This is a genomic window from Mesorhizobium sp. M1169 (genome assembly GCF_040318345.1).
Classification (GTDB): domain Bacteria; phylum Pseudomonadota; class Alphaproteobacteria; order Rhizobiales; family Rhizobiaceae; genus Mesorhizobium.
The window spans coordinates 12,484-38,310 of record NZ_JAMYME010000047.1; the positions used below are offsets into that span (position 1 = coordinate 12,484).

28 protein-coding genes are annotated in these 25,827 nt (G+C 64.1%); 21 read left to right on the forward strand and 7 right to left on the reverse strand.

Annotated elements, in window-relative coordinates; genetic code table 11:
* Positions 1 to 44 precede the first annotated feature (44 nt).
* Together NKH41_RS29290 and leuC are read left to right on the forward strand one after the other, a co-directional pair.
* Entirely contained in the window at positions 45 to 680 is a 636-nt protein-coding gene (locus tag NKH41_RS29290) for a class I SAM-dependent DNA methyltransferase (RefSeq protein WP_352615448.1), read from the forward strand.
* 249 nt (positions 681 to 929) lie between these two features.
* A complete protein-coding gene (gene leuC, locus NKH41_RS29295) occupies positions 930 to 2,339 on the forward strand; it encodes a 3-isopropylmalate dehydratase large subunit (protein WP_352767384.1) in 1,410 nt (469 codons plus the stop codon).
* Between the two features lie 58 nt (positions 2,340 to 2,397).
* On the opposite strand, the gene NKH41_RS29300 is transcribed toward leuC, so the two are convergent.
* A complete protein-coding gene (locus tag NKH41_RS29300) occupies positions 2,398 to 2,709 on the reverse strand; it encodes a hypothetical protein (RefSeq protein WP_023679773.1) in 312 nt (103 codons plus the stop codon).
* A 161-nt stretch (positions 2,710 to 2,870) separates the two neighbouring features.
* Here NKH41_RS29300 and NKH41_RS29305 point away from each other — a divergent pair, with 161 nt between their 5' ends.
* Together NKH41_RS29305 and NKH41_RS29310 are read left to right on the forward strand one after the other, a co-directional pair.
* Positions 2,871 to 4,067, forward strand: a complete 1,197-nt coding sequence (locus NKH41_RS29305; RefSeq protein WP_352767386.1) for a GGDEF domain-containing protein — start codon at positions 2,871 to 2,873, stop codon at positions 4,065 to 4,067.
* 75 nt (positions 4,068 to 4,142) lie between these two features.
* Positions 4,143 to 5,351 carry a GGDEF domain-containing protein gene (locus NKH41_RS29310; RefSeq protein WP_352767388.1) on the forward strand — a complete coding sequence of 403 codons (1,209 nt, stop codon included), beginning with the start codon at positions 4,143 to 4,145 and terminating at the stop codon, positions 5,349 to 5,351.
* On the opposite strand, the gene NKH41_RS29315 is transcribed toward NKH41_RS29310, so the two are convergent.
* The gene (locus NKH41_RS29315; protein WP_352450158.1) at positions 5,335 to 5,694 is read right to left on the reverse strand and encodes a hypothetical protein; all 360 of its coding nucleotides are present in this window, start codon (positions 5,692 to 5,694) and stop codon (positions 5,335 to 5,337) included. The two genes, NKH41_RS29310 and NKH41_RS29315, sit on opposite strands and share 17 nt — an antisense overlap.
* 255 nt (positions 5,695 to 5,949) lie before the next feature.
* Here NKH41_RS29315 and NKH41_RS29320 point away from each other — a divergent pair, with 255 nt between their 5' ends.
* From NKH41_RS29320 to NKH41_RS29355, 8 genes are all read left to right on the forward strand, one after another.
* Positions 5,950 to 6,330 carry a hypothetical protein gene (locus NKH41_RS29320; RefSeq protein ID WP_352470792.1) on the forward strand — a complete coding sequence of 127 codons (381 nt, stop codon included), beginning with the start codon at positions 5,950 to 5,952 and terminating at the stop codon, positions 6,328 to 6,330.
* A 242-nt stretch (positions 6,331 to 6,572) separates the two neighbouring features.
* Positions 6,573 to 6,992, forward strand: a complete 420-nt coding sequence (sdhC, locus tag NKH41_RS29325; protein WP_292663224.1) for a succinate dehydrogenase, cytochrome b556 subunit — start codon at positions 6,573 to 6,575, stop codon at positions 6,990 to 6,992.
* 1 nt (position 6,993) lies between these two features.
* On the forward strand, positions 6,994 to 7,389 hold the full coding sequence (sdhD, locus tag NKH41_RS29330) for a succinate dehydrogenase, hydrophobic membrane anchor protein (RefSeq protein WP_352767390.1): 396 nt from the start codon (positions 6,994 to 6,996) through the stop codon (positions 7,387 to 7,389).
* Between the two features lie 3 nt (positions 7,390 to 7,392).
* On the forward strand, positions 7,393 to 9,231 hold the full coding sequence (sdhA, locus tag NKH41_RS29335; protein ID WP_352767392.1) for a succinate dehydrogenase flavoprotein subunit: 1,839 nt from the start codon (positions 7,393 to 7,395) through the stop codon (positions 9,229 to 9,231).
* A gap of 7 nt (positions 9,232 to 9,238) precedes the next feature.
* Positions 9,239 to 9,553 (forward strand): hypothetical protein, encoded by a 315-nt coding sequence (locus tag NKH41_RS29340; RefSeq protein ID WP_352767394.1) that lies wholly within the window; start codon positions 9,239 to 9,241, stop codon positions 9,551 to 9,553.
* Position 9,554: 1 nt separating this feature from the next.
* Positions 9,555 to 9,992, forward strand: a complete 438-nt coding sequence (locus NKH41_RS29345; RefSeq protein ID WP_352767396.1) for a DUF3052 family protein — start codon at positions 9,555 to 9,557, stop codon at positions 9,990 to 9,992.
* Positions 9,992 to 10,771 carry a succinate dehydrogenase iron-sulfur subunit gene (locus NKH41_RS29350; RefSeq protein ID WP_352767398.1) on the forward strand — a complete coding sequence of 260 codons (780 nt, stop codon included), beginning with the start codon at positions 9,992 to 9,994 and terminating at the stop codon, positions 10,769 to 10,771. Before NKH41_RS29345 ends, NKH41_RS29350 begins: the two co-directional genes overlap by 1 nt.
* A 239-nt stretch (positions 10,772 to 11,010) precedes the next feature.
* A complete protein-coding gene (locus NKH41_RS29355; protein WP_352767399.1) occupies positions 11,011 to 11,652 on the forward strand; it encodes a YceH family protein in 642 nt (213 codons plus the stop codon).
* Between the two features lie 47 nt (positions 11,653 to 11,699).
* Here NKH41_RS29355 and NKH41_RS29360 read toward each other — a convergent pair whose 3' ends face one another.
* Positions 11,700 to 12,125 carry an OsmC family protein gene (locus NKH41_RS29360; protein WP_352470788.1) on the reverse strand — a complete coding sequence of 142 codons (426 nt, stop codon included), beginning with the start codon at positions 12,123 to 12,125 and terminating at the stop codon, positions 11,700 to 11,702.
* A gap of 102 nt (positions 12,126 to 12,227) precedes the next feature.
* On the opposite strand from NKH41_RS29360, the gene NKH41_RS29365 reads away from it, so the two are divergent.
* The 3 genes from NKH41_RS29365 (at position 12,228) to NKH41_RS29375 (ending at position 13,617) form a co-directional block, all read left to right on the forward strand.
* Complete coding sequence (locus tag NKH41_RS29365; protein WP_352832399.1) at positions 12,228 to 12,587, forward strand: hypothetical protein; 360 nt, start codon at positions 12,228 to 12,230, stop codon at positions 12,585 to 12,587.
* Between the two features lie 2 nt (positions 12,588 to 12,589).
* Positions 12,590 to 12,946 carry a YciI family protein gene (locus NKH41_RS29370; RefSeq protein WP_352450152.1) on the forward strand — a complete coding sequence of 119 codons (357 nt, stop codon included), beginning with the start codon at positions 12,590 to 12,592 and terminating at the stop codon, positions 12,944 to 12,946.
* A gap of 143 nt (positions 12,947 to 13,089) precedes the next feature.
* A complete protein-coding gene (locus tag NKH41_RS29375; RefSeq protein ID WP_352470786.1) occupies positions 13,090 to 13,617 on the forward strand; it encodes a hypothetical protein in 528 nt (175 codons plus the stop codon).
* Between the two features lie 31 nt (positions 13,618 to 13,648).
* On the opposite strand, the gene NKH41_RS29380 is transcribed toward NKH41_RS29375, so the two are convergent.
* Positions 13,649 to 14,893, reverse strand: coding sequence for a ubiquinone biosynthesis hydroxylase (locus NKH41_RS29380; RefSeq protein WP_352470911.1), 1,245 nt, complete (start codon positions 14,891 to 14,893; stop codon positions 13,649 to 13,651).
* Between the two features lie 100 nt (positions 14,894 to 14,993).
* Between NKH41_RS29380 and tesB the strand changes: the two genes are divergently transcribed.
* From tesB to NKH41_RS29410, 6 genes are all read left to right on the forward strand, one after another.
* A complete protein-coding gene (tesB, locus tag NKH41_RS29385) occupies positions 14,994 to 15,869 on the forward strand; it encodes an acyl-CoA thioesterase II (protein ID WP_031212697.1) in 876 nt (291 codons plus the stop codon).
* A gap of 219 nt (positions 15,870 to 16,088) precedes the next feature.
* A complete protein-coding gene (locus tag NKH41_RS29390; RefSeq protein WP_023679755.1) occupies positions 16,089 to 16,427 on the forward strand; it encodes a P-II family nitrogen regulator in 339 nt (112 codons plus the stop codon).
* A gap of 49 nt (positions 16,428 to 16,476) precedes the next feature.
* Entirely contained in the window at positions 16,477 to 17,799 is a 1,323-nt protein-coding gene (locus NKH41_RS29395) for an ammonium transporter (RefSeq protein ID WP_352935239.1), read from the forward strand.
* A 343-nt stretch (positions 17,800 to 18,142) separates the two neighbouring features.
* Positions 18,143 to 20,800 (forward strand): FtsK/SpoIIIE family DNA translocase, encoded by a 2,658-nt coding sequence (locus tag NKH41_RS29400; protein ID WP_352707979.1) that lies wholly within the window; start codon positions 18,143 to 18,145, stop codon positions 20,798 to 20,800.
* 132 nt (positions 20,801 to 20,932) lie between these two features.
* On the forward strand, positions 20,933 to 21,616 hold the full coding sequence (locus NKH41_RS29405; protein WP_352767401.1) for an outer membrane lipoprotein carrier protein LolA: 684 nt from the start codon (positions 20,933 to 20,935) through the stop codon (positions 21,614 to 21,616).
* Positions 21,617 to 21,750: 134 nt separating this feature from the next.
* On the forward strand, positions 21,751 to 22,557 hold the full coding sequence (locus NKH41_RS29410; RefSeq protein WP_352935230.1) for an exodeoxyribonuclease III: 807 nt from the start codon (positions 21,751 to 21,753) through the stop codon (positions 22,555 to 22,557).
* 12 nt (positions 22,558 to 22,569) lie between these two features.
* Here the strand turns inward: NKH41_RS29410 and NKH41_RS29415 are convergent, their stop codons facing one another.
* The 3 genes from NKH41_RS29415 to NKH41_RS29425 are packed head-to-tail and all read right to left on the reverse strand — an operon-like array spanning position 22,570 to position 25,749.
* Positions 22,570 to 23,421: a TIGR01459 family HAD-type hydrolase gene (locus tag NKH41_RS29415; RefSeq protein WP_352540845.1), complete on the reverse strand. Its 852-nt coding sequence runs from the start codon at positions 23,419 to 23,421 to the stop codon at positions 22,570 to 22,572.
* Entirely contained in the window at positions 23,418 to 24,704 is a 1,287-nt protein-coding gene (locus NKH41_RS29420; protein ID WP_352767403.1) for an FGGY-family carbohydrate kinase, read from the reverse strand. Before NKH41_RS29420 ends, NKH41_RS29415 begins: the two co-directional genes overlap by 4 nt.
* 1 nt (position 24,705) lies before the next feature.
* The gene (locus NKH41_RS29425) at positions 24,706 to 25,749 is read right to left on the reverse strand and encodes a class II aldolase/adducin family protein (protein ID WP_352935233.1); all 1,044 of its coding nucleotides are present in this window, start codon (positions 25,747 to 25,749) and stop codon (positions 24,706 to 24,708) included.
* Positions 25,750 to 25,827 lie beyond the last annotated feature (78 nt).

Below are 25,827 nucleotides of genomic sequence, written 5' to 3' on the forward strand. Positions count from 1 at the left end.
CGAAAACGGCGCTACCATCGAGCGGACGCGACCGGGGAGGACCCATGATCATCGACAAGGCCAATGCGGCGCTGGAAGCGGTCTATACGGCCGACACGCCCGAGACGCTCGCCAAGGCCTATGCGCAATGGGCCGCGACCTATGACGGCGAAACCGCGGCGCTCGGCTATCTCCTGCCGTTCCTGATCACCGCCTGGGTGGCGCGCCATGTGCCGCCGGGCGAAGGGCCGCTGCTCGACGCCGGTTGCGGCACCGGCCTGTCGGGGCCGTCGCTCAAGGCACTCGGCTACCACGATATTGCCGGGCTCGACCTGTCGCAGGACATGCTGAAAATCGCCGGCAGCCGGCAGGCCTACAGCGAGCTGAAACAGGCGATGCTCGGCGGGCCATTGCCTTGGGCGGACGGGTATTTCCGCGCCTTTTTCTCGACCGGCGTGTTCACCATCAGCCACGCACCGGCGTCGGGCCTGCATGAACTGATACGCATCACCAGGACGGGCGGCCACGCCATCTTCACGGTCCGCGACCAGGTGTTTGAAAGCGGCGGGTTCAAGGCCGTGTTTGGCGAACTGGAGCAGGCGAAAAAATGGCGGCCGGTCGAGGAGAGCCCGTGGTTCCGCTGCTATGCAATCGCCGAGCCCGACGCGCTGGTGAAGACGTTTGTGTTCAAGGTGCTGTGAAGCGCCTGCGAAGGCAGACGCGATTGCTGAAAAGCCAAAACATTGATATGAGCAGCGCCATGGAAGAGCTTTTTGGCGATCCGGCCTATAAAGGTTTCGTGCTGCAGGACAGGAAACGCCTGCCGTCGCGATTTTCCGCGCGCGTTTCCGGCGCTCTGACCAGCCGACTTCGCTAGGGCAGACTCGCCAGGCTGCTTCGCCGGGCCGACCGGCGTCCTTTTCCCTTTTTAAATCGACGGATTTACGCACATGAGCGCACCGCGCACCCTCTACGACAAGATTTTCGACGACCATGTCGTCGACCGCCAGGACGACGGCACCTGCCTGCTCTATATCGACCGCCATCTGGTCCACGAAGTCACCAGCCCGCAGGCTTTCGAAGGCCTGCGCATGACCGGCCGCAAGGTTCGGCATCCGGAAAAGACGCTGGCCGTGGTCGACCACAATGTGTCGACCTCGCCCGAGCGCAAGTTCGGCATCAAGAACGAGGAAAGCCGCATCCAGGTCGAGGCGCTGGCCAAGAACGCCAAGGATTTCGGTATCGAATATTATTCCGAGAAGGATATCCGCCAGGGCATCGTCCACATCATCGGTCCCGAGCAAGGCTTCACGCTGCCCGGCATGACCATCGTCTGCGGCGACAGCCACACCTCGACGCATGGCGCGTTCGGGGCGCTGGCGCATGGCATCGGCACCTCGGAAGTCGAGCATGTGCTGGCGACGCAGACGCTGATTCAGCGCAAGGCCAAGAACATGCTGGTGCGCGTCGACGGCGCACTGCCGGAAGGCGTCACCGCCAAGGACATCATCCTTGCCATCATCGGCGAGATCGGCACGGCCGGCGGCACCGGCTATGTCATCGAATATGCCGGCGAGGCAATCCGTGCGCTGTCGATGGAAGGCCGCATGACGATCTGCAACATGTCGATCGAAGCCGGCGCGCGCGCCGGCCTGATCGCGCCCGACGAGACCACCTTCGCCTATGTCAAGGACAAGCCGCGCGCCCCCAAGGGCGAAGCCTGGGACGCCGCGCTCGCCTACTGGAAGACGCTGCAGTCCGACGAAGGCGCGCATTTCGACAAGGTGGTCGTGCTCGACGCGGCAAAGCTGCCGCCGATCGTCTCCTGGGGCTCCTCGCCCGAGGACGTGGTCTCGGTGCAAGGCATCGTGCCGAACCCGGACGACATCACTGATGAGAACAAGCGCACCTCCAAGCAGCGCGCACTCGACTATATGGGCCTGAAGCCGGGCACCAAGATCACCGATATCGAACTCGATCGCGTCTTCATCGGCTCCTGCACCAATGGCCGCATCGAGGATCTGCGCGCCGCCGCCAAGGTGATCGAGGGCAGACAAGTCAATCCGCGGGTCAGTGCGATGATCGTGCCGGGCTCCGGCCTGGTCAAGGAACAGGCAGAGGCCGAAGGCCTCGACAAGATCTTTGTCGCCGCCGGCTTTGACTGGCGTGAGCCGGGCTGCTCGATGTGCCTTGCCATGAACGACGACCGGCTGAAGCCGCATGAGCGCTGCGCCTCGACCTCGAACCGCAATTTCGAAGGGCGCCAAGGCTTCAAGGGCCGGACCCATCTGGTGTCGCCGGCAATGGCCGCGGCGGCGGCGATCGCCGGCCATTTCGTCGACATCCGCGAGTGGAAATAGGGCAGGCGCGCGCAGTCGGATATGAGGAGCCCGAGGCGCAATGCGGTTCGGGCATTCTTCAGTCGGGCCGCCTGACGAATTCGTGGAATCCCTCACGGCGGCCGGGTTGGTCCTTTGCGACGACCAGCGCCAGTTGGCGCTCGTCGAAGAGTTTGAACCATTCGTCCCATTCGACCAGTTCGTAGCCGCCGGCATTGACCGGACGTTCGGCCTCATCCTGGTCCTGATAGGCATGCTGGCCGAAGACCAGCCTCAGCATGGGCTGCGTTCCGGCTTCGGGCGACACGTCGACGATCGCCGGAAAGCCGGCGCGTGCCGCGGCCCATGAGCGAATTGCATCGTGATCGGTCAGCATGATCGTGTCGGCCATCGGAGCGTCTCCTGGTTGCCGTCGTGAAACGCCGCTCGCCGTTCGCGGTTCCGCCCAGCGGCTTTGTCGACGCACCTGTCGTATATTCGCTTTCGCTTAACCGCTTGTTTGGGCTTCCGCTCTAAGGTCCTCCAAGGGGAAGCGAGGGGAAATTACAGCGCTTGGACACCGGCCTGCTCATAGCGCTGCTCAATCCAGGCATCGCCCTCACACTCGGCGCGGCATTTCTCGTGCTGTGGTTCTATCAGCGCCACCGTCCCTATCTGGCTGTGCTGGCGGCGGGCTACTCGGCCTCGGCCGCAGGCTTCCTGCTCCAGTATTTCACGCTGCCGGTCGGCATGGCGCCGACCAAGCTCATCTCGATCCTGTGCTTCACCTTCGCCACCTGCTGTCTCGCCGGCGCGGTCATTGCGCGCTATGGGCGGCGCGTGCCTTACCCGGCGGTCGGCATTCTGGCCTGCGGCGGCCTGGCCGCGTTCTCGTGGTTTCTTTTTGCCCGGCCGGATCTCACCTGGCGCATCCTTGCCATCAATTTCAGCTTCGGCGGCATCAGCCTGGTTGTCGCCGCCGAGTTGCGCGTGGTGCGCAACAACGGCCCGACAGAAATGATCCTGTTCGTGCTGTCGCTGCTTTCCGGCCTGAACTTCCTGGCGCGGACGCTTGCCGTCGTCATCGCGCATGGGCCGTTCACCAGCTATGAAGGGCTTTACTCCTCGTCCTACTGGACGACGGCTCTGCTGTCGCATGCATTGCTGTCGCTGCTTATTGCGCTTTGCCTGTTCGGCGCCGCCGCGCTCGATGTGATGAAGGCCCTGAAGACCGAAACCCTGACAGACCCGCTGTCGGGCCTGCTCAACCGCCGCGGCTTCGAGGAGCGCGCCATGCTTGTCCTGCAGCACTGTGCCACGGCGCAATTGCCGGTTGCGCTGGTGCTTGCCGATCTCGATCATTTCAAGGCGCTCAACGATCAACATGGCCACGCAGCCGGGGATCGCGTCATCGCCGACTTCGCTGCCAAGCTTCTGTCGGCTGCAGGTACGCGCGGCGTTGCCGGCCGCATCGGCGGCGAAGAGTTCGCCGTGCTTTTGCCGCTCAGCGACCTTGGCGCGGCAAGACTGTTTGCCGAAACCATTCGCACGCTCTATTCGGCGGACAGAATCGACGGGCTTCCGCCCGAGACAAGAGTGACCGCCAGCTTCGGCGTGGCCGCCCGCGCCAGCGACGAAGGGCTGGACCCGCTGATGCGCCGCGCCGACGAAGCGCTCTACAGAGCCAAAAGGAGTGGCCGCGACAGCGTATGCCTGTCCTATCAGCGGCCTGAGACGGTCGTCCTTCCCAATAGGACCAGTGCTGGCTGAGCGTCAGCGACGGCTTCGAATTAACGTCTTTTTCGCGCGTTGGTGATTTGCTGTTCGGGGGAGTGCCAAAACACCATGGGCAGCGCTAATTTCATCCTGCTGATCAACCTGTTCGTTGCCGGGCTGCTGGCGGCGATCGCGGTCTATGACGCCGGCCGGGTGTCGGCACGCTGGCTGGCGTTCGGCTATGTGCTCGGCACGGCTTATTTCGCGATCGAGTTCAGCATTCCTGCCTTCGACAATGCGCGCCCCGTGGTTGTCGCCGCCTTTGCCGCCTTCCTTGGCGCTACCGTCGCCTTCAATGGCGGGCTTGCCCATAAATACCGCGTTTCGCCGCCTTGGCCGCCGATGCTGTTCTTCCTGGTCTTCGCCACCCTCGCGGTCTACTTCGTGCAGGACCTGCCACGCCAATCCTTTGTGCGAATGGCGGCCTACCAGCTTCCCTATGCGGCCATGCAGTTCACCGGGCTGGCGATCGTCTTGTCGTCCAGGCAAAGACGCGAGCGGCTCGACTATATGCTGATGGCTGTCCTGGCGGCCAGCACCTTGCAGTTCGCCAGCAAACCCTTCATCGCCCATGCGCTTGGTGGCTGGGGCGCCAACCCGCAATCTTATGCGCAGACCAGCTATGCGTTGGTGTCGCAGTCGGTCGGCACCGTGTTCGGCCTGGCGCTTGCGCTGGTGACATTGGCTATCCTGGTCCGCGACGTGCTCGCCGAGGCGACGTCGAAATCGGAAACCGACACGCTTTCGCGGCTGCTCAACCGTGGGGGCTTCGAGCGCCATGCCGAGATCGCACTGCGTGACGCCATGCGGCGCGCCGTTCCAGCGGCACTGGTCATTGCCGATCTCGACCATTTCAAGCGCATCAACGATACTTACGGCCACGCGTCGGGCGATCGGGTCATCGAGACCTTTGCCGGTTTTCTCCGCGATGCCGCGGCCGACCATCATGTCGCCGGCCGCATCGGCGGCGAGGAATTCGCGATTTTCCTGCCGGGGACCAATCTAGCCGCCGCCCGGCTCTTTGCCGAGGGCACGCGGAGCGCCTTCGGTGCCACGCCGATCGACTGCCTGCCCGCGGATCACCGCTGCAGCGCCAGCTTCGGCGTTGCCGAGCTTGGTCCGGGCGAAAGCTTTTCCGACCTGTTGCGGCGCGCCGACAAAGCGCTCTATCAGGCGAAGGGCAGCGGTCGCGATTGCGTGCGTGTCTCGGTGGGGCCGGCTGTTGCCCTGCCGGCGCCGTCAACCAAGGGCGGCGTGGCCGTCAGCGGCAGGGGCTGAGCTCCGGCATTTCGCCGTCGGAGAGGCCGTACATATAGCTGCGGCCCTTGACGAAAACCGGCGGCCTATAGCAGTCGCCGCCGCGGACATCGTCCGATTCGTTTTCGTAGATCACGTCGGGCTGGCCGGCGCTGGTGTAGTCGGACAATTCCTTGGCCAGCTTGCCCTCGCCAACGAGGATACGCTTGTAGCCGGCGGCGCTGTCGATGACGAGATTGCCGAAGGAATCGGCATAGACGCGGTCATGATGGCGCGTCCCGGCGAATGCCGGTGCGACGACGCCGACGGCGAGCGCCGCCAATAGAAACCAGGGAAGGCGCGATCCTGCTGAATTCGAATGCATGGCGTGCTGCTCCAGTTGCTGAGAGGCAAGCCTCCTCGAATCAGAAATTAACCTTTTATTAACCTTTGTTAAGAGGGCAACCGCAGCACGGGCGAGGTCTCGGAAAATATGGTTAATACCGATCGCCCACCGGCCATCATTCGGCCACGCCTTGTTCCCACCATTCCCAGCATCGGGCGCGACTCAAAAAGCATGAAATCCGGTGGCTTGCCGGAGCATCGCGGCGGGCTCGATACGCGGTGGGGAAGGCAGCAAATGAGATTACGCCGCACGTTTCGGATGGCGCTGGCCATTCCGCCGCTGCTGGCTGCAGCCGCCTGCGCGCCGCAGACCAGCGCGCCCAAGCTCGGCAACACGGCCGCCGCTTCCGTGTCGCTTGCTCCGGCTGCTAGCGAACCGACGGCACCGCAGCCGCGCACAGCTACTTACAACTGCGCCGACGGCAGCGTGATGACCATCGAGAATCTCGGCACGTCGGTGCGCGTCCTCGGCCAGAACGGCGCCAGCGCCGAGCTGCCGGCCTCACCGGCCAATCAGACCAGCCGTTACGGCGAGGCGCATGACGCAATCGTGATCGATGGGCGTGAGGCGCTGGTGATGAAGGGCGGTGCACCACCGCTGGCCTGCAAGCGCTGACCCGCCCCTTGCGCCAGCCATATTTTGCAGTGCAGCGACATTGTACCGGCGCAAGGCGACAGTCCTAATCGATTGAAGCTGAAAGCCTCGCTCTCATCAGACTAAATTACGTTTTCGAAACGGTTTTCCGGCTTTGACGCGGTGCAAAAAGAGCATTAGAAACCGGCTGTCCGAAGTCGCAACCGGAAGCGGTAATGCCGCATTCCCACCTGAGGCTCCAGAGACGCCGAACTGGGGGAGCCATGAGCAAATCACCAGCCACCCGCGAATTTGCCAGACGTGAACGGCCGCTTTCGCCGCATCTGACCGTCTATCGGCCGCCGATCACCATGACGATGTCGATCGTCCACCGCATCACCGGCGGGGCGCTCTATTTCGGCACGCTGCTGGTCGCGCTGTGGCTGATGGCGGCGGCGAGCTCGGAGGCGACCTTCAATGCCGTCAACTGGGCCTTCGGCTCGTGGCTGGGACGGCTGGTGCTGTTCGGCTACAGCTGGGCGCTGATGCACCACATGCTGGGCGGTGTGCGCCATCTTATCTGGGACACTGGGGCAGGGCTGGAAAAGCATACGGCATCGAGGATCGCCTGGGCGACGCTTGCCGGCTCGGTCACGCTGACGCTGCTGATCTGGATCGCCGGCTACATGGCGCGGGGAGCCTGACATGAACAGCAAGAACACCGACATGCGCACGCCGCTGGCCAAGGTCCGCGGTCTCGGTTCCGCCCGCGAGGGCACCGGCCATTTCTGGCGCCAGCGGCTGACGGCGATCTCCAATATCCCGCTGGTCCTGTTCTTCGTCGGCTTCCTGATCGCACTCAACGGCGCCAGCTATCTCGAGGTGCGCGCCGCACTTGCCAATCCGTTCGTTGCACTGGTGCTGGCGCTGGTGCTGTTGTCGGTGCTCTACCACATGCGGCTCGGCATGCAGGCGATCATCGAAGACTATGTGCATGGCGAAGGCACCAGGCTGGCGCTGCTCGCCCTCAACACATTCTTTCCCGTAGTCGTCGGCGTCGCTTCGGTCTTCGCCCTGCTTAAACTGGCATTTGGAGGCTGATTTTTGGCCAAGGACGCGAAGAACGCCAACACGGCTTCCGCCTATAGCTATGTCGATCACAAATTCGACGTCGTGGTCGTCGGCGCCGGCGGCGCCGGCCTGCGCGCCGCGCTCGGCATGGCCGAGCAGGGCCTGCGCACCGCCTGCATCACCAAAGTGTTCCCGACGCGCTCGCATACGGTTGCGGCGCAGGGCGGCATCGCCGCCTCGCTCGCCAATATGGGGCCCGACAACTGGCAGTGGCATCTCTTCGACACCGTCAAAGGCTCAGATTGGCTGGGCGACACCGACGCTCAAGAATACATGGTGCGCGAGGCGCCGGCGGCGGTCTACGAGCTCGAGCACTACGGCGTTCCCTTCAGCCGCACCGAGGACGGGAAAATCTACCAGCGGCCGTTCGGCGGCATGATGATGAATTTCGGCGAGGGGCCGCCGGTGCAGCGCACCTGTGCGGCCGCCGACCGCACCGGCCACGCCATGCTGCACACGCTCTACGGCCAGTCGCTGAAGCACAATGCGCAGTTCTTCATCGAGTATTTCGCGCTCGACCTGATCACGGAGCCGGACGGCACCTGCACCGGCGTGGTCGCCTGGAACCTCGACGACGGCACCATCCACCGCTTTTCGGCCAAGATGGTGGTGTTGGCGACCGGCGGCTATGGCCGCGCCTATTTCTCGGCCACCTCGGCGCATACCTGCACCGGCGATGGCGGCGGCATGGCCGCACGCGCAAGCCTGCCGCTGCAGGATATGGAGTTCGTGCAGTTCCACCCGACCGGCATATACGGCGCCGGCTGCCTGATCACCGAGGGCGCGCGCGGCGAGGGCGGCTATCTCGTCAATTCCGAGGGCGAGCGCTTCATGGAGCGCTACGCGCCGTCAGCCAAGGATCTGGCTTCGCGCGACGTGGTCTCGCGCTGCATGACGCTGGAAATCCGCGAGGGCCGCGGCGTCGGCCCGAAGAAGGATCACATTTTCCTGCATCTCGACCATCTCGACCCGGCCGTTCTGCACGAGAGGCTTCCGGGTATTTCGGAATCGGCAAAGATCTTTGCCGGCGTCGACCTGACCAAGGAGCCGATCCCGGTGCTGCCGACGGTCCACTACAATATGGGCGGCGTGCCGACCAATTACTGGGGCGAGGTGCTGAACCCGACGGCGTCGAATCCGGACCAGGTGTCGCCCGGGCTGATGGCGGTCGGCGAAGCCGGCTGCGCCTCGGTGCACGGTGCTAACCGGCTGGGCTCCAACTCGCTGATCGACCTGGTGGTGTTCGGCCGTGCGGCGGCAATCCGGGCCGGCCAGGTGATCGACCGCACATCGGCGATCCCTTCGCCCAAAGAGGCCGCCGTCGAAAAGATCATGGACCGCTTCGACCGGCTGCGTCACGCCAACGGCTCGACGCCGACCGCGGTGTTGCGCGAAAAGATGCAGAAGGCGATGCAGGAGGACGCGGCGGTGTTCCGCACCCAGGACTCGCTGGAAAGCGGCTGCAGGCGCATTTCCCAGATCTGGGGCGAGCTCAAGGACGTAAAAGTGTTCGACCGCTCGATGATCTGGAACTCCGATCTGGTCGAGACGCTGGAGCTGGAAAACCTGATGGCCAACGCCATTACCACCGTCTACGGCGCCGAGGCGCGCAAGGAAAGCCGCGGCGCGCACGCGCGGGAGGACTTTTCGGCCCGCGACGACGCCAACTGGCGCAAGCATACGCTGGCCCGGCTCAACGAGGCCGGCGAGGTGGCGCTCACCTACCGGCCGGTGCACACCGAAACACTGCTTAGGGAAGCAGACGGCGGCATCAACCCGGCCAAGATCGCGCCGAAGGCTAGGGTGTATTGAGATTATGATGAAACATCTGATCGCCTCGGCATTTCTGGTTGGCGTCGGAGTGCACCCTGCGTCTGCCGAGACGGTCTATATCTATGACAACGCTGACAAAATCTCGAAAATGGTGAATGATATTCCCATTTGGAAAGATGCCGTTACGGCCCAATCGTCAAGTCGAAATTTTTATTCCAAGAACGTCGGGCACATCAGATGCCTGGCAAGGCCTCCGGTCAGTGGCGTACTAAAGCAAAAGGTCGGGAAAGCATTTGAAGTGCGCGTATATGCCCGCTGTACCGGCTTCGTGAACGCCCTCTACGTTCATACGGAGAAGTAGAATGGCGTCGGCGGCAGCAGGATATTCCGGCACGCCTCTTCCGGCCAAGCTCGGCCTGAAGGACGGGATGACCGCGGCCTTCATCGCCCTGCCGGCGGAACTGGACGATCTGGCCGACGCCGTCGATTTTGCCGGTGTCGACCGACTGGCCGAATGGTCGGCGATTTCGGGCGTTCATGAGAAATACGATGCCGTACATGCTTTCACCCGGCAGCGTATCGAGATCGAGGACCGTCTAGGCGACGTCGAAGCGGCGATCAAGCGGGACGGCATGGTCTGGGTGTCATGGCCGAAGAAGGCATCGAAAGTGCCGACCGACGTCACCGAGGACGTTATCCGCACAGAGGCGCTGAAGCTCGACCTCGTCGACGTCAAGGTCGCCGCCGTGAACGAGATCTGGTCCGGGCTGAAGCTCGTCATCCGAAAGGACCTGAGGTAATGGTCGAACTCACGCTTCCGAAAAACTCGAAGATCATGGCCGGAAAAACCTGGCCGAAGCCGGAGGGCGCGACCAACCTGCGCGAATACCGCATCTACCGCTGGTCGCCGGACGATGACGAGAACCCGCGCATGGATACGTATTTCGTCGACATGGACGATTGCGGGCCGATGGTGCTCGACGCGCTGCTCTGGATCAAGAACAAGATCGACCCGACGCTGACGCTGCGCCGCTCCTGCCGCGAGGGCATCTGCGGCTCGTGCGCCATGAACATCGACGGGTCGAACACGCTGGCCTGCACCAAGGGCTGCGACGACATTTCCGGCGCGATCAAGGTCTATCCGCTGCCGCACATGGCTGTGGTCAAGGACCTGGTGCCCGACCTCACCACTTTCTACGCCCAGCACGCCTCGATCGAGCCATGGCTGAAGACGCTGTCGCCCGAGCCGGCCAAGGAATGGCTGCAGAGCCATGAGGACCGCGAAAAGCTCGACGGGCTCTACGAGTGCATATTGTGCGCCTGCTGCTCGACCTCCTGCCCGAGCTACTGGTGGAACGGCGAGCGCTATCTCGGCCCGGCGACGCTGCTGCAGGCCTATCGCTGGCTGATCGATTCGAGGGACGAGGCGACGGGCGAGCGGCTCGACAATCTCGAAGACCCGTTCCGGCTCTATCGCTGCCACACCATCATGAACTGCGCCCAGACTTGCCCCAAAGGGCTCAACCCGGCCAAGGCGATCGCCGAGATCAAGAAGATGATGGTTGAGCGACGGGTGTAGGCGGCGGGCGGGTTGCAGCCGAGATCGTCTCGTCCGCAGCGATCCTTCGCGCCCCTCTCTGTCCTGCCGGACATCTCCCCCTCAAGGGGGGAGATTAGCAGCTTGGAGGACAGCGCCCTTTCTGCAGCCTTGAAAGGTGGCGAAGCGGTGATGACAGCCAATCTCCCCACTAGAGGGGGAGATGTCCGGCAGGACAGAGGGGGGCGCCGTCCCGCCGAGTTCGAAAGGATAGCAAACTTATGACCGATTCCGACCTTCCCATCCTCTCTCCCATCGAAGCCCGCGTGCTGGGCTGCCTTATCGAGAAGAAGGAGCTGACGCCGGACGTCTATCCGCTGACGCTCAATGCGGCACTTGCCGCTGCCAACCAGAAGACGGCGCGCGAGCCGGTAATGTCGGTCGAACTTGCCGAGGTCAGAAGAGCGCTTGGCCAGCTGGAGCAGAAGGGCCTCGTCAGGCAGGTGTTTGCGTCGCGCGTCGAGCGCTACGAGCATGTCGTGGCGCAGCGCTTTTCCCTGACCTCGGCGCAGATCGCGCTGCTCGGCCTGTTGCTGCTGCGCGGCCCGCAGACGGCCTATGAATTGCTGGCGCGAAGCGAGCGCATGGCGCGGCTGCCGTCGATCGACGAGCTTCGCGGCAATCTCGATCTGCTGATCGGCCGCCGGCCACCGCTGGTGCAGCAGATCGATCGCGGCCCAGGCCAGCGCGAGGATCGCTACGTCCATCTGCTCAGCGGGCCGCCGCAGCTGTCGGCTGCCGCAGCACCCCTGCAGTCGTCCTCGCCGGCGTCGGATATGGAAATGCGCGTGCGGGCCCTCGAGGAGGAGGTCGCGGCATTGCGCGCCCGCCTCGACGCGCTCGTTGGCGAAAAAAGCCAATAATCATTCGAGAGGGGGCGCGAAGGATCGCCCGCTTCGCAGACCAGCTCTCACCCGAGCCTGGCGTCGAGCGATACTTTGATGGCGCCGAGCGCTTTCGAGACCGGGCATTCGGCCTTGGCCTTCTCGGCCAATTCCTTGAACTTGGCGGCATCAATGCCCGGTACCTTGCCGACCAGCGTGATCGCGCTGCCGGTGATGCCGGTGCCGGGGACCAGCGTTACCACGGCCTTGGCGTCGAGCTCGGCAGCCGGAGTGCCGTTCTCGGCGAGAAAATGCGAAAGCTGCATGGCGTAGCAGCCGGCATGGGCGGCGGCGATCAGCTCTTCCGGGTTTGTGCCGGATTTGCCGCTTTCATCCTCGAAACGCGTCTTGGCCGAATAGGGTGTGCCCTTCAGCACCCCGCTCTGGGTTTCGAGTGTGCCCTTGCCTTCCTTGAAACTGCCTTTCCAAACGGCGTTGGCGGTGCGGTCCATCAATTCCTCCTTGATTGTCGTGGCTGAGCCCGTGATCGGCATCCAGTCGACTATAGCGCGCGCCGGAGCGAAGGCCACCCACGCTTTCGTATCGGCGGCGGCGTGACACATCATGTCGAGCGAAAAAAATTCGAAAAAAATATGCGTGCAAAAATGTCGACTTCCATCTGTCCCGGCCGTCCTGCGGGCGGCCATGGACTTGGTGGCCGGATGGAGGACCACATGAACAATCTGTTTTCTGCTCACTGGACAAGCACCGGCCACAGGGCCGGTGAACAACAAGCCGACTGGTCGCGCCTGCAGCCTTCCGGCTTCGGCCGACTGCTTGCGGCGATTGCCATCATTGGGATTGCGGTATCTCTTCTCGACTATGCTGCGGCCGGTCTCGATTCTGCGGCAGGCAAGGGCTCCGCGGAGATTTCCGTAGCCTCGTCTTCGGCTTCAAGCCAGGAATGGAGATAAAAATGAAGTATGTTTGCCTGGTCTATGGTGAAGAAAAAGATCTCTACGCAATGACCCCCGAGAGGCTGGCCAAGCTCGACGCCGATTCGATGGCCCATGACCGGTCATTGGACCAACGCGGGATGCTGATCATCGCGCAGGCGCTGCAATCGGTGAAAACGTCGAAAACCGTTCGCAGGCGCAAGGGCAAGCGGCTGGTCACCGACGGCCCCTTCGCCGAAACCAAGGAGCAGTTGCTCGGTTTCGTCATGATCGAGGCCGAGAGCCTCGATGAGGCGCTGGAGATCGCGGGCGAGATTCCGCTGGCCGAAATCGGCACGATCGAGGTGCGGGCGATCTACAAGGTGCCCGGGTCATAGAGATGTCTCGATAAGTTCCTCCGCGGAGCGGTGGCGACCAACGACTGGCATGGGCTTTCGTTTTCTTCGCCGGACGCAACTTTTGCGTGTTGAAGCGAAGCAATACTTCTCCTATCGTCGCCGAGATCGGGGGATTTCGGGGCATGCATATATTGATTGCAGCAATCGGCCTGCTCGGAGCAGCGGGCTTCTGGTGGTACCGGCTGAAGATCATGAACGACGCGGCGCGTGAGGTTGCCGACGTGGTTGGCCGCGTCCAGGGCAACGTCCGCCGCAAGAAACTGCGCAAGCAGGCGGCGCTCTCGCCGCTGACGGCGATCGACGATCCGGTCGTCGCCGCCGCGACGCTGATCACCGCCATCGTTTCCGAACATGGTCCTGTGCTGCCGCAACGCGAAGCTGCCATTCGATCGGTGATCTCGGAGATTGCCGACAAAAAACAGACCGATGAAGCGGTGATCTACGCCAAATGGGCGGCATCGCAAATCGACGACGCCACGGTCGTCATCGACAAGCTGGCACCGTTCCTGCGCGAACGGCTCGACGCGGTCGAAAGGAGCGATCTGCTGCGGATGGTCAGCCGTGCGGCGGAAGCCGGCGGACAAAACCTGCAGATTCCCGACCAGCGCATGCTGCGGCTGCGCCAGAAGCTGGGCTTCGAGGTCAACTGACCGAACGGCCAGTAACGCGCACTTGCCAAGCCTAAATCGCCTCGCCCTTCAACAGTTTCGGCGTGTCGCCGGACAGACCCGACGCCTGGCGGATGAAAAACCCCTTCAGCCGCGGCATGCGCTCGACGAGGCCGAGGCCGATGTCGCGCAAAGTGCGCAGCGGGCCGAAATCGTTGGAAAACATCCGGTTCAGCACATCGGTGGTGATGCCCATCTGCACCGTGTCGAAACGCCGCCATTGCTGGTAGCGCTCGAGCACGTCGAGCGCGCCGATGTCCTGGCCGAGCCGGTCGGCCTCGACCACCACTTCGGCCAGCGCCGCCACGTCCTTGAAGCCGAGATTGAGACCCTGGCCGGCGATCGGGTGGATGCCGTGGGCGGCGTCGCCGGCCAAGGCGATGCGCGGCGCGACGAAGGCGCGCGCAATGATCAGCCCGAGCGGCCAGGCACGCGGCTTGTCGGCGATATGGATTTCGCCGAGTTTCAGGCCAAAGCGCTGCTCGAGCTCATATTCCAGGACCAGCGTGTCGCCACTGACCAGTTTCTCGGCATCCTGCGACCGTTCGACCCAGACGATCGACGAGCGGTTGGTGCCGTCCTTGCCCGGCTTGAGCGGCAGCGTGGCAAACGGGCCCGCGGGAAGGAAATGCTCTTCGGCGCGGCCGTTGTGCGGCCGCTCGTGCGCCACCGTGCAGACGATGCCGGACTGGCCATACTCCCATTTCACCGTCTTGATGCCGGCCATGTCGCGCAGCTTCGAATTGACGCCGTCGGCGGCAACCAGCAGCCGCGCCTTCAGCGTCGCGCCGTCGGCAAGATGCACGGTGATGCCGGCGCCGTTGATGTCGAAGGCGCTGACGGCGACGCCTTCGATGATGCCGATGCCGAGTTGTTCGGCGCGCCGGCGCAAGGCGCCGTTCAAATCCTTGTTGGCAACCATATGCGCAAAGGGTTCGCCGGGCGCGACCTCGCCGTCGAAAGTGAGGAACACCGGGCGGACCGGATCGGATGTGCGCGAATCGGTGACGATCATTTCGGTGATCGCCTGCGCCCCCGGCGCGATCTCGTTCCAGACGCCGAGCTGGTCGAGCATGCGGCACGCGGCGGCGGCAATCGCCGAGGCGCGGCCGTCCTTCTGCCAGACCCTGGCGGGTGCCGCATCGACGACGGCGACGGCGAGGCTCGGCCGCGCCTGCTTCAGCGACACGGCGGCGGCTAGGCCGACATAACCGGCGCCGGCGACCAGAACATCGAGCGAATTCTTGCTGTCGACCATGGCAATTCCTTTCGCAGCCTGACTGTCGCCGGGCATTCCGCCCTTGACTGCCCGCTGTTCCTGTCGGAAACCGCCATTGTAATTTTGCGGCGAGGTCAAGATGACGGCAGCCATGGACGAGCTTCTCGGCATTCTCGACCTCGAGCAGCTGGAACACAACCTGTATCGTGGTCGCAGCCCCAAGCTCGATTGGCAGCGCATCTTCGGCGGCCAGACCATCGCCCAGGCGCTGGTCGCCGCGCAGCGAACGGTCGAGCCCGAGCGCCACGTGCATTCGCTGCATGGCTATTTCATGCGGCCGGGCGACACCAAGGTGCCTATCATCTACGAGGTCGACCGCATCCGTGACGGCGGCTCCTTCACCACGCGCCGCGTCGTGGCGATCCAGCACGGCCAGGCGATCTTTTCGCTGGAAGCCTCGTTCCAGCAGGATGAGGTCGGCCTGGAACATCAGGTGCCGATGCCGCAGGACGTGCCGGCGCCCGACACGTTGCTGTCGCAGCGCGAATTGCTGGGCAAGTTCGGCGAAGCCGTGCCCGACGGCATCAAGCGCTATTGGGAGCGCGACCGGCCGATCGAGATGAAGCCGGTGATGCTGAAGCATTATACCAGCCGGGAAAAGCTCGAGCCGAAGCAGAACATCTGGATCCGCACCACCGGCCCGGTGCCGGCCGACCGCGCCACGCAGGCGGCCGTGCTCGCTTACCTCTCGGATATGACGCTGCTCGACACCTCGACCTTTGCTCATGGCCGCGCCATTTTCGATCGTGATATCCAGGCAGCCAGCCTCGACCACGCCATGTGGTTCCACCGCAGCCATCCGCTCGACGACTGGATGCTGTACACGCAAGACAGCCCGTCGACGCAAGGATCGCGTGGCTTTACCCGCGGCTCGCTGTTTGCCCGCGACGGCACCTTGATCGCCTCGGTTGCCCAAGAAGGACTCATCCGGCTGAAGCGGCCGCCTGCGGAGTAGGCATTTTTCGAAATTTGCCTATTTTTTAAGCATATGCACCGCCGCGCCTGTGAACAGGCAGCTGCCAGACCTTCTCGATTTCGTTGTTTAACAACAGCTTAACACCCTGCTTCGGCAATTGGCACGGAGCTTGAATCCTAGCGGGCACTCTCCGGCTCTCATGGGGATCGGCGAAGTCGTGCAAACGCGGGGACCCGCAACAGCAAAGGGTGAAACCTTATGAAGATCGTGATGGCAATCATAAAGCCGTTCAAGCTCGACGAGGTGCGCGAGGCGCTCACCGCAGTCGGCATCCAGGGCCTGACCGTCACCGAAGTAAAAGGCTACGGACGTCAGAAGGGTCACACGGAAATCTATCGCGGGGCGGAATACGCGGTCAGCTTCCTGCCGAAGATCAAGATCGAAGTCGCGGTCGCTGTCGACATGGTCGACAAGGCCGTCGAAGCCATCACCGCGGCGGCCAAGACCGGCCAGATCGGCGACGGCAAGATCTTCGTTTTCGGCATCGACCAGGCGGTGCGCATTCGCACCGGCGAAACAGACACCGACGCGCTTTGAGCTGCGGATACGTATTCCAATGGAGAGTTCAATGAATATTCCTTCCACCTTGAAGATAACGGGACGCGCGGCCGTTTTAGGTTCGCTCGCTCTCGCTGCGCTGGGCACGGTTGCTGCGTTCGCGCAGGAAGCGGCACCGGCGGCACCGGCTGCCCCTGCGCCCGCGCTCGACACCGGCAACACAGCCTGGATGCTGACCTCGACGGCGCTGGTGCTGATGATGACCGTACCGGGCCTGGCGCTGTTTTATGGCGGCATGGTGCGCAAAAAGAACGTGCTCGCCACCATCATGCAGAGCTTTGCCATCACCTGCCTGGTGACGGTGCTGTGGTTCATGTTCGGCTACTCGCTGGCCTTCTCGGATGGCGGCGGCATGAATGCCTATCTCGGCGGCTTCTCGAAGTTCTTCCACAACGGCATCACCACCTCCTCGCTGTGGCTGCCGGGCGTGGCGAACATTCCTGAGTTCGTCTTCTCGATGTTCCAGATGACCTTCGCCATCATTACGCCGGCGCTGATTGCCGGCGCCTTCGCCGAACGCATGAAGTTCTCGGCGCTGCTCATCTTCATGGGCGCGTGGCTGCTGGTGGTCTACGCCCCGATCGCGCACTGGGTGTGGGGCGGCGGCTTCCTCGGCACAGCCGGCGTTCTCGATTTCGCCGGCGGCACGGTCGTTCACATCAACGCCGGCGTTGCCGGCCTGGTCTGCGCGCTGGTTCTCGGCAAACGTGAAGGCTACGGCACCACCAACATGGCGCCGCACAACCTCGTCTACTCCGTCATCGGCGCTTCGCTGCTGTGGGTCGGCTGGTTCGGCTTCAACGCCGGCTCGGAACTGGCCGCCGACGGCCTTGCCGGTGCCGCGATGCTGAACACCCAGGTTGCCGCTGCCGCTGCGGCGCTCGCCTGGATGTTCGCCGAATGGATCGTCGCCAAGAAGCCGAGCGTGCTTGGCATCATCTCGGGCGCCGTCGCCGGCCTGGTCGCGGTGACGCCGGCTTCCGGTTTCGTCAATCCGACCGGCGCCTTCATCGTCGGCATCGTCGCCGGCGTGCTCTGCTACGTCTCGGCCGTCAAGCTCAAGCACGCGTTCGGCTATGACGACTCGCTCGATGCATTCGGCGTGCACGGCATCGGCGGCATCATCGGTGCATTGCTGACCGGCGTGCTCGCCGATCCGGCGATCAACAGCCTTGGCTCGGGTGCCTCTGTCGGCAAGCAGCTCTACGGTATCGTCTTCATCATCCTGTGGACGGCGATCGCGAGCTTCGTGATCCTCTATATCGTCAAGGCGCTGGTCGGCCTGCGTCCTTCCACCCAGGAAGAGGTCGAAGGCCTCGACATCAGCCAGCACGGCGAAGTTGTGCCGTGAGGTTTATTGGCTGGCACCGGCGTTTTGCCGGTGCCGGGAAGATCCCGTCGTGATGCTCCCGAAAGGGCTCACGCCTTGAGGCCCGGAAACCTTCCGGGCCTCTTTTTTGTGTGCAGGCGGCCGTTATGGCTCGATCATACAATCGCTTGATCAAGGTGGCTCGATCCGCCGGCGGCGTGAAACAGCGGCCGCAACGCTCCGAACTGTGGTGGCGGTCGCCCGTTCCGGTGACGCGGAATGCCCATGGTTAATGCGCCCTTAACCTTCCCGCCGCTAGTCTGACAGCCGAATCTGCCGTGTTGCGCGTCCGCGCCCGGCCGGGCAACGACAGACGAGGAAAAGCATGCGTTCAGGGGCTTCAGCACCGCTTGCGCTGGCCGATACGGAGCACGGCATCCGGTCGTTCGCGAGGCGCCAGGTCGGGCGGCTGGTCGGTGCCGGGCTGTTTGCTCTGGTTGGTTTCGGCGTCGCCGCCCTTGCCACCTGGAACGTCGCCGATCCGAGCTTTTCGCACGCCACCGACAATATCGTCACCAATGCAATGGGTTATGCCGGCGCCGTCTTTTCCGACATTGCCATGCAGTTCTTCGGACTTGCCGCCGTTGCGGCGCTGGTGCCGGCGGTGATCTGGGGATTTCTGCTGTTTACCGCGCGCGGCGTCGACCGGCTGCCGAAACGGGCACTGGCCTGGTTCGGGTTTTCGCTGCTTGGCGCGGCAATTGCCGGCTGCGTGGTGCCGCCCAAGACCTGGCCGCTGCCGACCGGCCTCGGCGGCGTCTTCGGCGACATGGTGCTCAATATCCCGGGCCTGGTCATCGGCGGCTATCCGACCGGCCTCGTCGCCAGCGTGCTCGCCGTGCTCCTGGCAGCCCCGGCGCTGTGGGTATTCTTGTATGGCTCGGCGCTGATTTCGCGCAAGAACGGCTTTGCCGTCCTCGAACAGCCTGCAGTGCCCGATCCGCAGGACGACCTGCTTTTCGACAATGAAGAGGACGAGGGCGACGAAGGTATATTGGCGCTTGGCGCCATCACCCACTGGTGGCTGTCGCTGCGGGCCTATCTGCGCCGCCGCGCCGCGCGCCGGCGCGAGCGCGACGATTTCGAGCCGGAGATGGAACCGCGCCCCAGCGCCTGGCGGCGGGCGGCCGAACGGGTCGAATCGGCCGAGTTCGCCGAGGCGCGGATGAGCCCGGGCGGGCGCGCCCGCGTCGAGCCGGAATTCTTCGCCGCCATGGTCAACGACCGCAGTGCCTCGATCGACCCTGACGATGCCGACGTCTTCGATAACGACGACAATGACGACGACATGGATTTCGCGCCCGAGCCGGCCGGCCAGCGCCGCGCTGCGCCAACCGCCAAGGTGCAGAACTTCCGTTCCGACGCCGCGACGCGCGTCGAGGCGCCGGCGCCGCGGCCGGCCCCCGGCGCCCGCGTCCAGCGCGAGGCGCAGACTTCGCTGATCGGCTCGGAAAAATTCGAGATGCCGTCGCTGCACTTCCTGTCGGAACCAAAGAACGTGGTGCGCGACGCCAGCCTGTCCAAGGACGCGCTGGAGCAGAACGCCCGCCTGCTTGAGGGCGTGCTGGAGGATTTCGGCGTCAAGGGCGAAATCATCCATGTGCGTCCGGGTCCGGTCGTCACGCTCTACGAGCTGGAACCGGCGCCCGGCATCAAATCGTCGCGGGTCATCGGCCTGTCCGACGACATCGCCCGCTCGATGAGCGCCATCGCCTGCCGTGTCGCCGTGGTGCCCGGCCGCAACGCGATCGGCATCGAATTGCCGAACGCGAGGCGCGAGACGGTCTATTTGCGCGAGATCATGGCCAGCCGCGATTTCGAAACCACCAAGGCCAAGCTGGCGCTGGCGCTGGGCAAGACCATCAATGGCGAGGCGGTGATCGTCGACATCGCCAAAATGCCGCACGTGCTGGTCGCCGGCACCACCGGCTCGGGCAAGTCCGTCGCCATCAACACCATGATCCTGTCGCTGCTCTACCGGCTGACGCCGCAGGACTGCCGGCTGATCATGATCGATCCAAAGATGCTGGAGCTCTCGGTCTATGACGGCATTCCGCATCTTCTGACGCCGGTCGTCACCGATCCGAAGAAGGCGGTGGTGGCGCTGAAATGGACCGTGCGGGAGATGGAGGACCGCTACCGCAAGATGTCCAAGGTCGGCGTCCGCAACATCGACGGCTTCAACGCGCGCGTGCAGCAGGCCGAGAAAAAGGGCGAAAGGATCTCGCGCACCGTGCAGACCGGCTTCGACCGCCAAACGGGCGAGGCGATCTACGAGACGGAGAACCTCGACCTCGAGCCGATGCCCTACATCGTCGTCATCATCGACGAGATGGCCGATTTGATGATGGTCGCCGGCAAGGACATCGAAGGCGCGGTGCAGCGCCTGGCGCAGATGGCGCGCGCCGCCGGCATCCATGTCATCATGGCGACGCAGCGTCCATCGGTCGACGTCATCACCGGCACCATCAAGGCGAATTTCCCGACCCGCATCTCCTTCCAGGTGACATCGAAGATCGACAGCCGCACCATCCTGGGCGAACAGGGCGCCGAACAGCTGCTCGGCATGGGCGACATGCTCTACATGGCCGGCGGCGGCCGCATCCAGCGCGTGCACGGTCCCTTCGTCTCCGACGACGAGGTGGAGAAGATTGTCGCGCATCTGAAATTGCAGGGCGTGCCGGAATACCTCGACGCCATCACCGAGGACGACGACAAGGATGACGATGAGCCGACGGGCAAAGGCAGTGGCGGCGGCGACGGCGGCAATTTCGAGGATTCCGACGATCCCTACGACCAGGCGGTCGCGGTGGTGCTGCGCGACGGCAAGGCCTCTACCAGCTACATCCAGCGCCGGCTCGGCATCGGCTACAATCGCGCCGCCTCGATCATCGAGAAGATGGAGAAGGAAGGCATTGTCGGCCCGGCCAACCATGCCGGAAAACGCGAAATCCTGGTGCCGACGGAGGACGACAAGTTCTAGAGCGCGTCCGCGCCGGCAACTTTGAACCTTTTGGCGCGTTGCAACGACGGGCGCCGTGCGGCCGCCAAACTTAAGCCCAACTGGGGGGCCAGACCAATATAACGAGCAAGCAATCAGATGATGGTGACCGGCATGAAAAACGCAACTCTCCCCCCAAGCAGGGATTTCGCCCCAACCCGCCGGCAGGTGCTCGGCCTCGGCCTGGTCCTGGCCGGTGCGGCGGCCGCCAATGTCGTGCCCGGCGTCCAGTTGCTGGCGTCGGCGCAAGCAGCGGTTCCGGCGACGGCGCAGAAGATCGCCGATCATTTCTCCTCGGTCAAATCGATGAGCGGCGAGTTCGTGCAGTTCGGACCCAAGGGCGAGCAGACCGGCGGCAAGTTCTTTCTGGAACGGCCGGGCAAGATCCGCTTCAATTACGACGGCGCCTCGAATTTCAGAGTGATTTCCGACGGCAAGTCGGTGGTCATCCTCAACAAGAAGCTGCGGACCTCCGACCTCTATCCGCTGTCGAAGACGCCGCTGAAGCTGCTGCTCGACGACAAGATCGATCTGTCCGGCGGGCGCGTCAGAAGCGTCAAGGAAGAGGACGATCTCACCACCATCCAGCTTGCCGACAAATCGGTGTTCGGCAATTCGAAGATCACCATGATGTTCGATCCGAAATCTTATGAATTGCGGCAGTGGACCATCACCGATGCGCAAGGCAAGGACACGACGGTGATGATCTTCAACACCAAGGAGGGCGTCAGCTTCGCCCCCGACACCTTCGCCATCGACTATACGGCGAACCGCGAGCTGAACACCAAGACGCGGTAACTTCCTACTGCTGCGGGATGGTTTTTCCGCGTTGGTGCGGGCGGCTTGTTTTTGCGGTGCGCGGCTGGCAGTAGTTTCCGCGATTGACTTCCGTCGGAGCCATCCGGCGGATCTTGCGTTGTCCGGAACCCCACATGCCGTTTTCCGTCGCTACCTGGAACATCAACTCCGTCCGGCTGCGCATGCCGATCGTCGAGCGCCAGCTGGTGGACCCAGCGCCGGACGTGCTCTGCCTGCAGGAAACCAAGGTTCCGGACGAATTGTTTCCGGAGAAGGCGTTCCGCAAGCTCGGCTACGAGCACATCGCCTTCCATGGCCAGAAGGGCTATCACGGCGTTGCCACCATAGCGCGGCGGCCGATCGAGGTGGTCGAAAAGCGCCGCTTCTGCGAGATCGACGACAGCCGGCATCTGTCGGTCACCGTCAACGCCGGCGGCAAAACGATCCTGCTGCACAATTTCTACGTTCCGGCCGGCGGCGACGAGCCCGACCCGGCCGTCAACCGCAAGTTCAAGCACAAGCTCGATTTCGTTGCCGAGATGAACGCCGTGCGGGCCGAGCATGACGAGCACTCCGGCTCGATCCTGGTCGGCGACCTCAACATCGCGCCGCTCGAGCACGATGTCTGGTCGCACAAGCAGCTCCTCAATGTCGTCAGCCATACGCCGGTCGAGACGGAAAACTTCGAGGCAATGCGGCTCGCCGGCGACTGGATCGACCTGATGCGGCTCAATGTGCCTTACGAGGAGAAACTCTACACCTGGTGGAGCTATCGCGCCCAGGATTGGCAGGCCTCAAATCGCGGCCGCCGCCTCGACCATGTCTGGTCGTCGCCAAACCTGGTGCCGCATTTTGCCGGCTATGAAATCCTGCGGCCGGCGCGCGGCTGGGAACGGCCCTCGGACCATGTGCCGGTGATCGGGCGTTTCAACCTGGATTAGCTTTGTCTCGCCTCAGCGAAACCTGAAGCTATCCGCGATGTAGTCGGGACGGGCGTTCAGCGTGGCGAAAACGTCCTCCAGGTCAGGCGCCCCCGCCAATATGCCCGACAGGACCAGCGTCGTCGCGACACCGACGCCGTTGCCGCCGGCGATGTCGTGCTCGACGCTGTCGCCGACGCAGACCACGCTGTCGCGCTCCGGGTGGCCCGCCAGTGCCAGCGCTGCCTCGAATATCTGCGGATTGGGCTTGCCAATGCGCGACACGCTGCCGCCGAGGCTCTCATAGAGATCGGCGAGCCGGCCGGCGCCGAAGCGAGGGCCGACGGCAGTCAGCATGATCTTGTCGGGATTGGTGCAGAAGCATGGCACCCGCCGCGCCGCCGCCGGACCAAGAAGCCGGCGATAATGGTCGAGGTCGTAGCGATCGCCCTCGCTGGCGGAAATCAGCACCAGTTCGGCATCGTCGCCGTCCTTGGCCAGGACGAAGGGCAGGCCGTCGACAGCCGAACGGTCATTGTCGCGGCGGATCAGCAGGCATTTTGTCTGCGGGCGCAGGGCTCCGGAGGCTGCCATTTGGTGGAAGGAGCGCCACGCCACCTCGCCGGAGGAGACAAAGTGGTCCCAGCTTCCCGGTTCGAAGCCGAGCTTCAGCAGGCGGTGCTCATTGGGTTGCGCCCGCTTGCCGGAATTCGAGATCAGTACGATGGTCTTGCCGGCGCGCTTGAGTGCCGACAACGCTTCGACAGCACCTGGATAGGCGCTGGTGCCGTCGTGCAGCACACCAAATTGGTCGAGCAGGAACACCTGATAGCGGTCGGTCAGCGCGGCGATGCCGTCGAGGTGTTGAATTGCCTTGGCCGTCATAAAAGCCCCGCTGCGCTTGCGCCCATCAGCGCCAGCCGCGCCGTGCCGGCAGCGGCCTCCTCCGAAAGAGCCGGCACGAGAGCGACGCCAAGCTTGCGCTGCCGGATCGCTGTCCAGGCCGGATTGGCCGCACCGCCGCCGACGCTCCTGACCGATGTCAGCCGGGGCGCGCCGAGTTCGGCAAGCCGGCGATAGCCGAGCGCTTCGATCGCCGCAATACCCTCGAACATCGCTTTCAGATAGTCGGCATCGTCGGCGGGCCGCGGCTCGAGGCGCGGCGGCAGCGCCGGATCGGCTATGGGGAAGCGTTCGCCCGGCGCCGGCAGCGGGTAATAATCGAGGCCGGTCTTCGTCGCCGGGTCGATTTTTTTGCTGAGTTCGACAATGCGGGCGACGGGGAAATGCTGGGCCAGCACCTTGCCGCCGGAGTTCGAGGCGCCGCCCGCCAGGTAGGTGTCACCCAGCCGATGGCTGTAAATGCCGAATTGCGGCGCCGAGATCGGCCGGTCGCAGAGGATCTTGATGGTCAGCGACGAGCCGAGCACAGTGACGCCGTCGCCCGCCGCCGTCGCGCCGGTTGCCAGGAACGACGCACAGCCATCGGTGGTGCCGGCGACCACGACCACGTCGCGCGGCAGGCCGAACATTTTCGCGGCGCTGGCGGTGAGCGTGTCCGTGACATCGCCCGGCCGCACGACGCGGGGCAGGAATTCCATGCGCACGCCGGTCGCCGCGATCCAGTCCGGCCAGCGCCGGGCCTCGACGTCGTAGCCGGTCTTCAGGGCGTTGTTCTCGTCGCTGACATCGAAATGGCCGGAAAACTGTCCGGCGATCCAGTCTGCCTGGTGCAGCACAGTGGCGACGCCGGGCAGGTGCTGGAAAGACAGCGCCTTGGCGAGACCGGAGGTTGCCCCGAGTGCAGCGCTCGTTGCCGGTGCCGCGCCGGCTATTGCTGTCAGAATAGTGTCGTCAGCGACCTTGTCGTTGTACATCAGCGGTTCGGCCAGCGGCCGCCCGGCGCCGTCGACCGGCAGCAGCGTGCCCGACGTACCGTCGACGGCGATCGAGCGCACTGCCGCGCGATCGATACATTTGAGCAGTTCCGCCAACGTCGCGCCGACCGCCTCCCACCATATGGCGGGGTCGCGGCCGTTCGGCCCAAATCGCTCGAGGGCAATAGCGGAATGCGCGGCAATGGAAAAGTCCGGACGCATGGCGACGGCGCGCGCGCCGGATGTGCCGATGTCGATGCCGATGGCAAGCGGACCAGACGAACGCGGCATGTCAGCTGTCTCCGGCATTGAGTTTCTGGCGATATTTTTCGGCGTCCCAGTTGATCAGCTCGTCATTCTCCGCCGCTGTCAGATAATTCAGCTTCGCCGAGACATCGATCCGCGCTGTCACGTCGGAAAGGCAGCGCTGCATGGCGTCGGCACCGGCGCCGGCGTCGCCGCGCATCAACACGCCGAGTCCAGGAAACAGGATCGCCACGGGTGCGGCACCGCAGCGCTCGATGACGCGCTTCACACCCTCGTCCGGTCTCGCCACGACCGAGCCTTCGCCGAGAAAGATGACGTGGTCGGGGTAGAGGCTGCCACCCGAAGCCATGCGGCAGCTTTCAGGGTCGATCGCCACCGCATGCGCCTCAACGTCCGCCGGCAATCTGTAGTCGCTGTCGCCGGCGCGCGCCGTCAATGCCGCGATGTCCGGTTCCGCCACCTGGCGCGGCGGCCGCGCCAACAGTCGTGTCACGCGCCGCAGCAGCATGTCGGCCGCGGCGACGGTCTCGGCTGCAACGACCAGGCCGTGATTGCCGAGGATCAGGATATCCACGCCTGGCCGAAGGCGCTCGGCGATACCCTGCGCGAGCGGCAGTCCCGGCCGGCGATAGGGAATACACGCCCATTGATGGCCGTTGAGCCGCCTGGCGGCCTCGGCCTCGCAGTCGGCCTGCACCGCCAGCGAAATGGTCTCGACGCAGTGAACATGCAGAACGATGCGCTGCGGCATCAGCGCATGCACGGTGGTCTCGATCGACGGGCGCAAGCCGCGCGCGTTGAGGGCGTCGACAGTGAAGGCCTGCGGCTGTTCGGCGGCCGGGTCGCGCCGTTCGATGGCGTCGAGCAATGGCGGGATGCCGACCGGCACCATGATGTCGGCGATGAGCGCGTCCTTCAGCCAGGTGCCGGAGGCCTTGATCCAGAGCGTGTCGCCGGCTTTCAGCGAGGTGTTGCCGCCGGCGGCCTGGGTCAGATGCGGGTCGCTGCCGATGGCGGCCGAAAGCGACCGCAGCGCTGCCAGTTCCTGCGCATCCGCAGTGATCGTCATCGAAATTCCTCTACAATCCGGCCGCGTGGCCACGGCTTTGGACGTCCCGGTGCCGGGACGAAGACCCATGCTGGTATC

Coding starts and splice junctions, on each gene's coding strand:
- NKH41_RS29290 (WP_352615448.1), top strand. CDS start 45: ATGATCATCGACAAGGCCAATGCGGCGCTGGAAGCGGTCTATACGGCC.
- leuC (WP_352767384.1), top strand. CDS start 930: ATGAGCGCACCGCGCACCCTCTACGACAAGATTTTCGACGACCATGTC.
- NKH41_RS29300 (WP_023679773.1), bottom strand. CDS start 2,709: ATGGCCGACACGATCATGCTGACCGATCACGATGCAATTCGCTCATGG.
- NKH41_RS29310 (WP_352767388.1), top strand. CDS start 4,143: ATGGGCAGCGCTAATTTCATCCTGCTGATCAACCTGTTCGTTGCCGGG.
- NKH41_RS29315 (WP_352450158.1), bottom strand. CDS start 5,694: ATGCATTCGAATTCAGCAGGATCGCGCCTTCCCTGGTTTCTATTGGCG.
- NKH41_RS29320 (WP_352470792.1), top strand. CDS start 5,950: ATGAGATTACGCCGCACGTTTCGGATGGCGCTGGCCATTCCGCCGCTG.
- sdhC (WP_292663224.1), top strand. CDS start 6,573: ATGAGCAAATCACCAGCCACCCGCGAATTTGCCAGACGTGAACGGCCG.
- sdhD (WP_352767390.1), top strand. CDS start 6,994: ATGAACAGCAAGAACACCGACATGCGCACGCCGCTGGCCAAGGTCCGC.
- NKH41_RS29340 (WP_352767394.1), top strand. CDS start 9,239: ATGAAACATCTGATCGCCTCGGCATTTCTGGTTGGCGTCGGAGTGCAC.
- NKH41_RS29345 (WP_352767396.1), top strand. CDS start 9,555: ATGGCGTCGGCGGCAGCAGGATATTCCGGCACGCCTCTTCCGGCCAAG.
- NKH41_RS29350 (WP_352767398.1), top strand. CDS start 9,992: ATGGTCGAACTCACGCTTCCGAAAAACTCGAAGATCATGGCCGGAAAA.
- NKH41_RS29355 (WP_352767399.1), top strand. CDS start 11,011: ATGACCGATTCCGACCTTCCCATCCTCTCTCCCATCGAAGCCCGCGTG.
- NKH41_RS29360 (WP_352470788.1), bottom strand. CDS start 12,125: ATGGACCGCACCGCCAACGCCGTTTGGAAAGGCAGTTTCAAGGAAGGC.
- NKH41_RS29370 (WP_352450152.1), top strand. CDS start 12,590: ATGAAGTATGTTTGCCTGGTCTATGGTGAAGAAAAAGATCTCTACGCA.
- NKH41_RS29375 (WP_352470786.1), top strand. CDS start 13,090: ATGCATATATTGATTGCAGCAATCGGCCTGCTCGGAGCAGCGGGCTTC.
- NKH41_RS29380 (WP_352470911.1), bottom strand. CDS start 14,893: ATGGTCGACAGCAAGAATTCGCTCGATGTTCTGGTCGCCGGCGCCGGT.
- tesB (WP_031212697.1), top strand. CDS start 14,994: ATGACGGCAGCCATGGACGAGCTTCTCGGCATTCTCGACCTCGAGCAG.
- NKH41_RS29390 (WP_023679755.1), top strand. CDS start 16,089: ATGAAGATCGTGATGGCAATCATAAAGCCGTTCAAGCTCGACGAGGTG.
- NKH41_RS29400 (WP_352707979.1), top strand. CDS start 18,143: ATGCGTTCAGGGGCTTCAGCACCGCTTGCGCTGGCCGATACGGAGCAC.
- NKH41_RS29405 (WP_352767401.1), top strand. CDS start 20,933: ATGAAAAACGCAACTCTCCCCCCAAGCAGGGATTTCGCCCCAACCCGC.
- NKH41_RS29410 (WP_352935230.1), top strand. CDS start 21,751: ATGCCGTTTTCCGTCGCTACCTGGAACATCAACTCCGTCCGGCTGCGC.
- NKH41_RS29415 (WP_352540845.1), bottom strand. CDS start 23,421: ATGACGGCCAAGGCAATTCAACACCTCGACGGCATCGCCGCGCTGACC.
- NKH41_RS29420 (WP_352767403.1), bottom strand. CDS start 24,704: ATGCCGCGTTCGTCTGGTCCGCTTGCCATCGGCATCGACATCGGCACA.
- NKH41_RS29425 (WP_352935233.1), bottom strand. CDS start 25,749: ATGACGATCACTGCGGATGCGCAGGAACTGGCAGCGCTGCGGTCGCTT.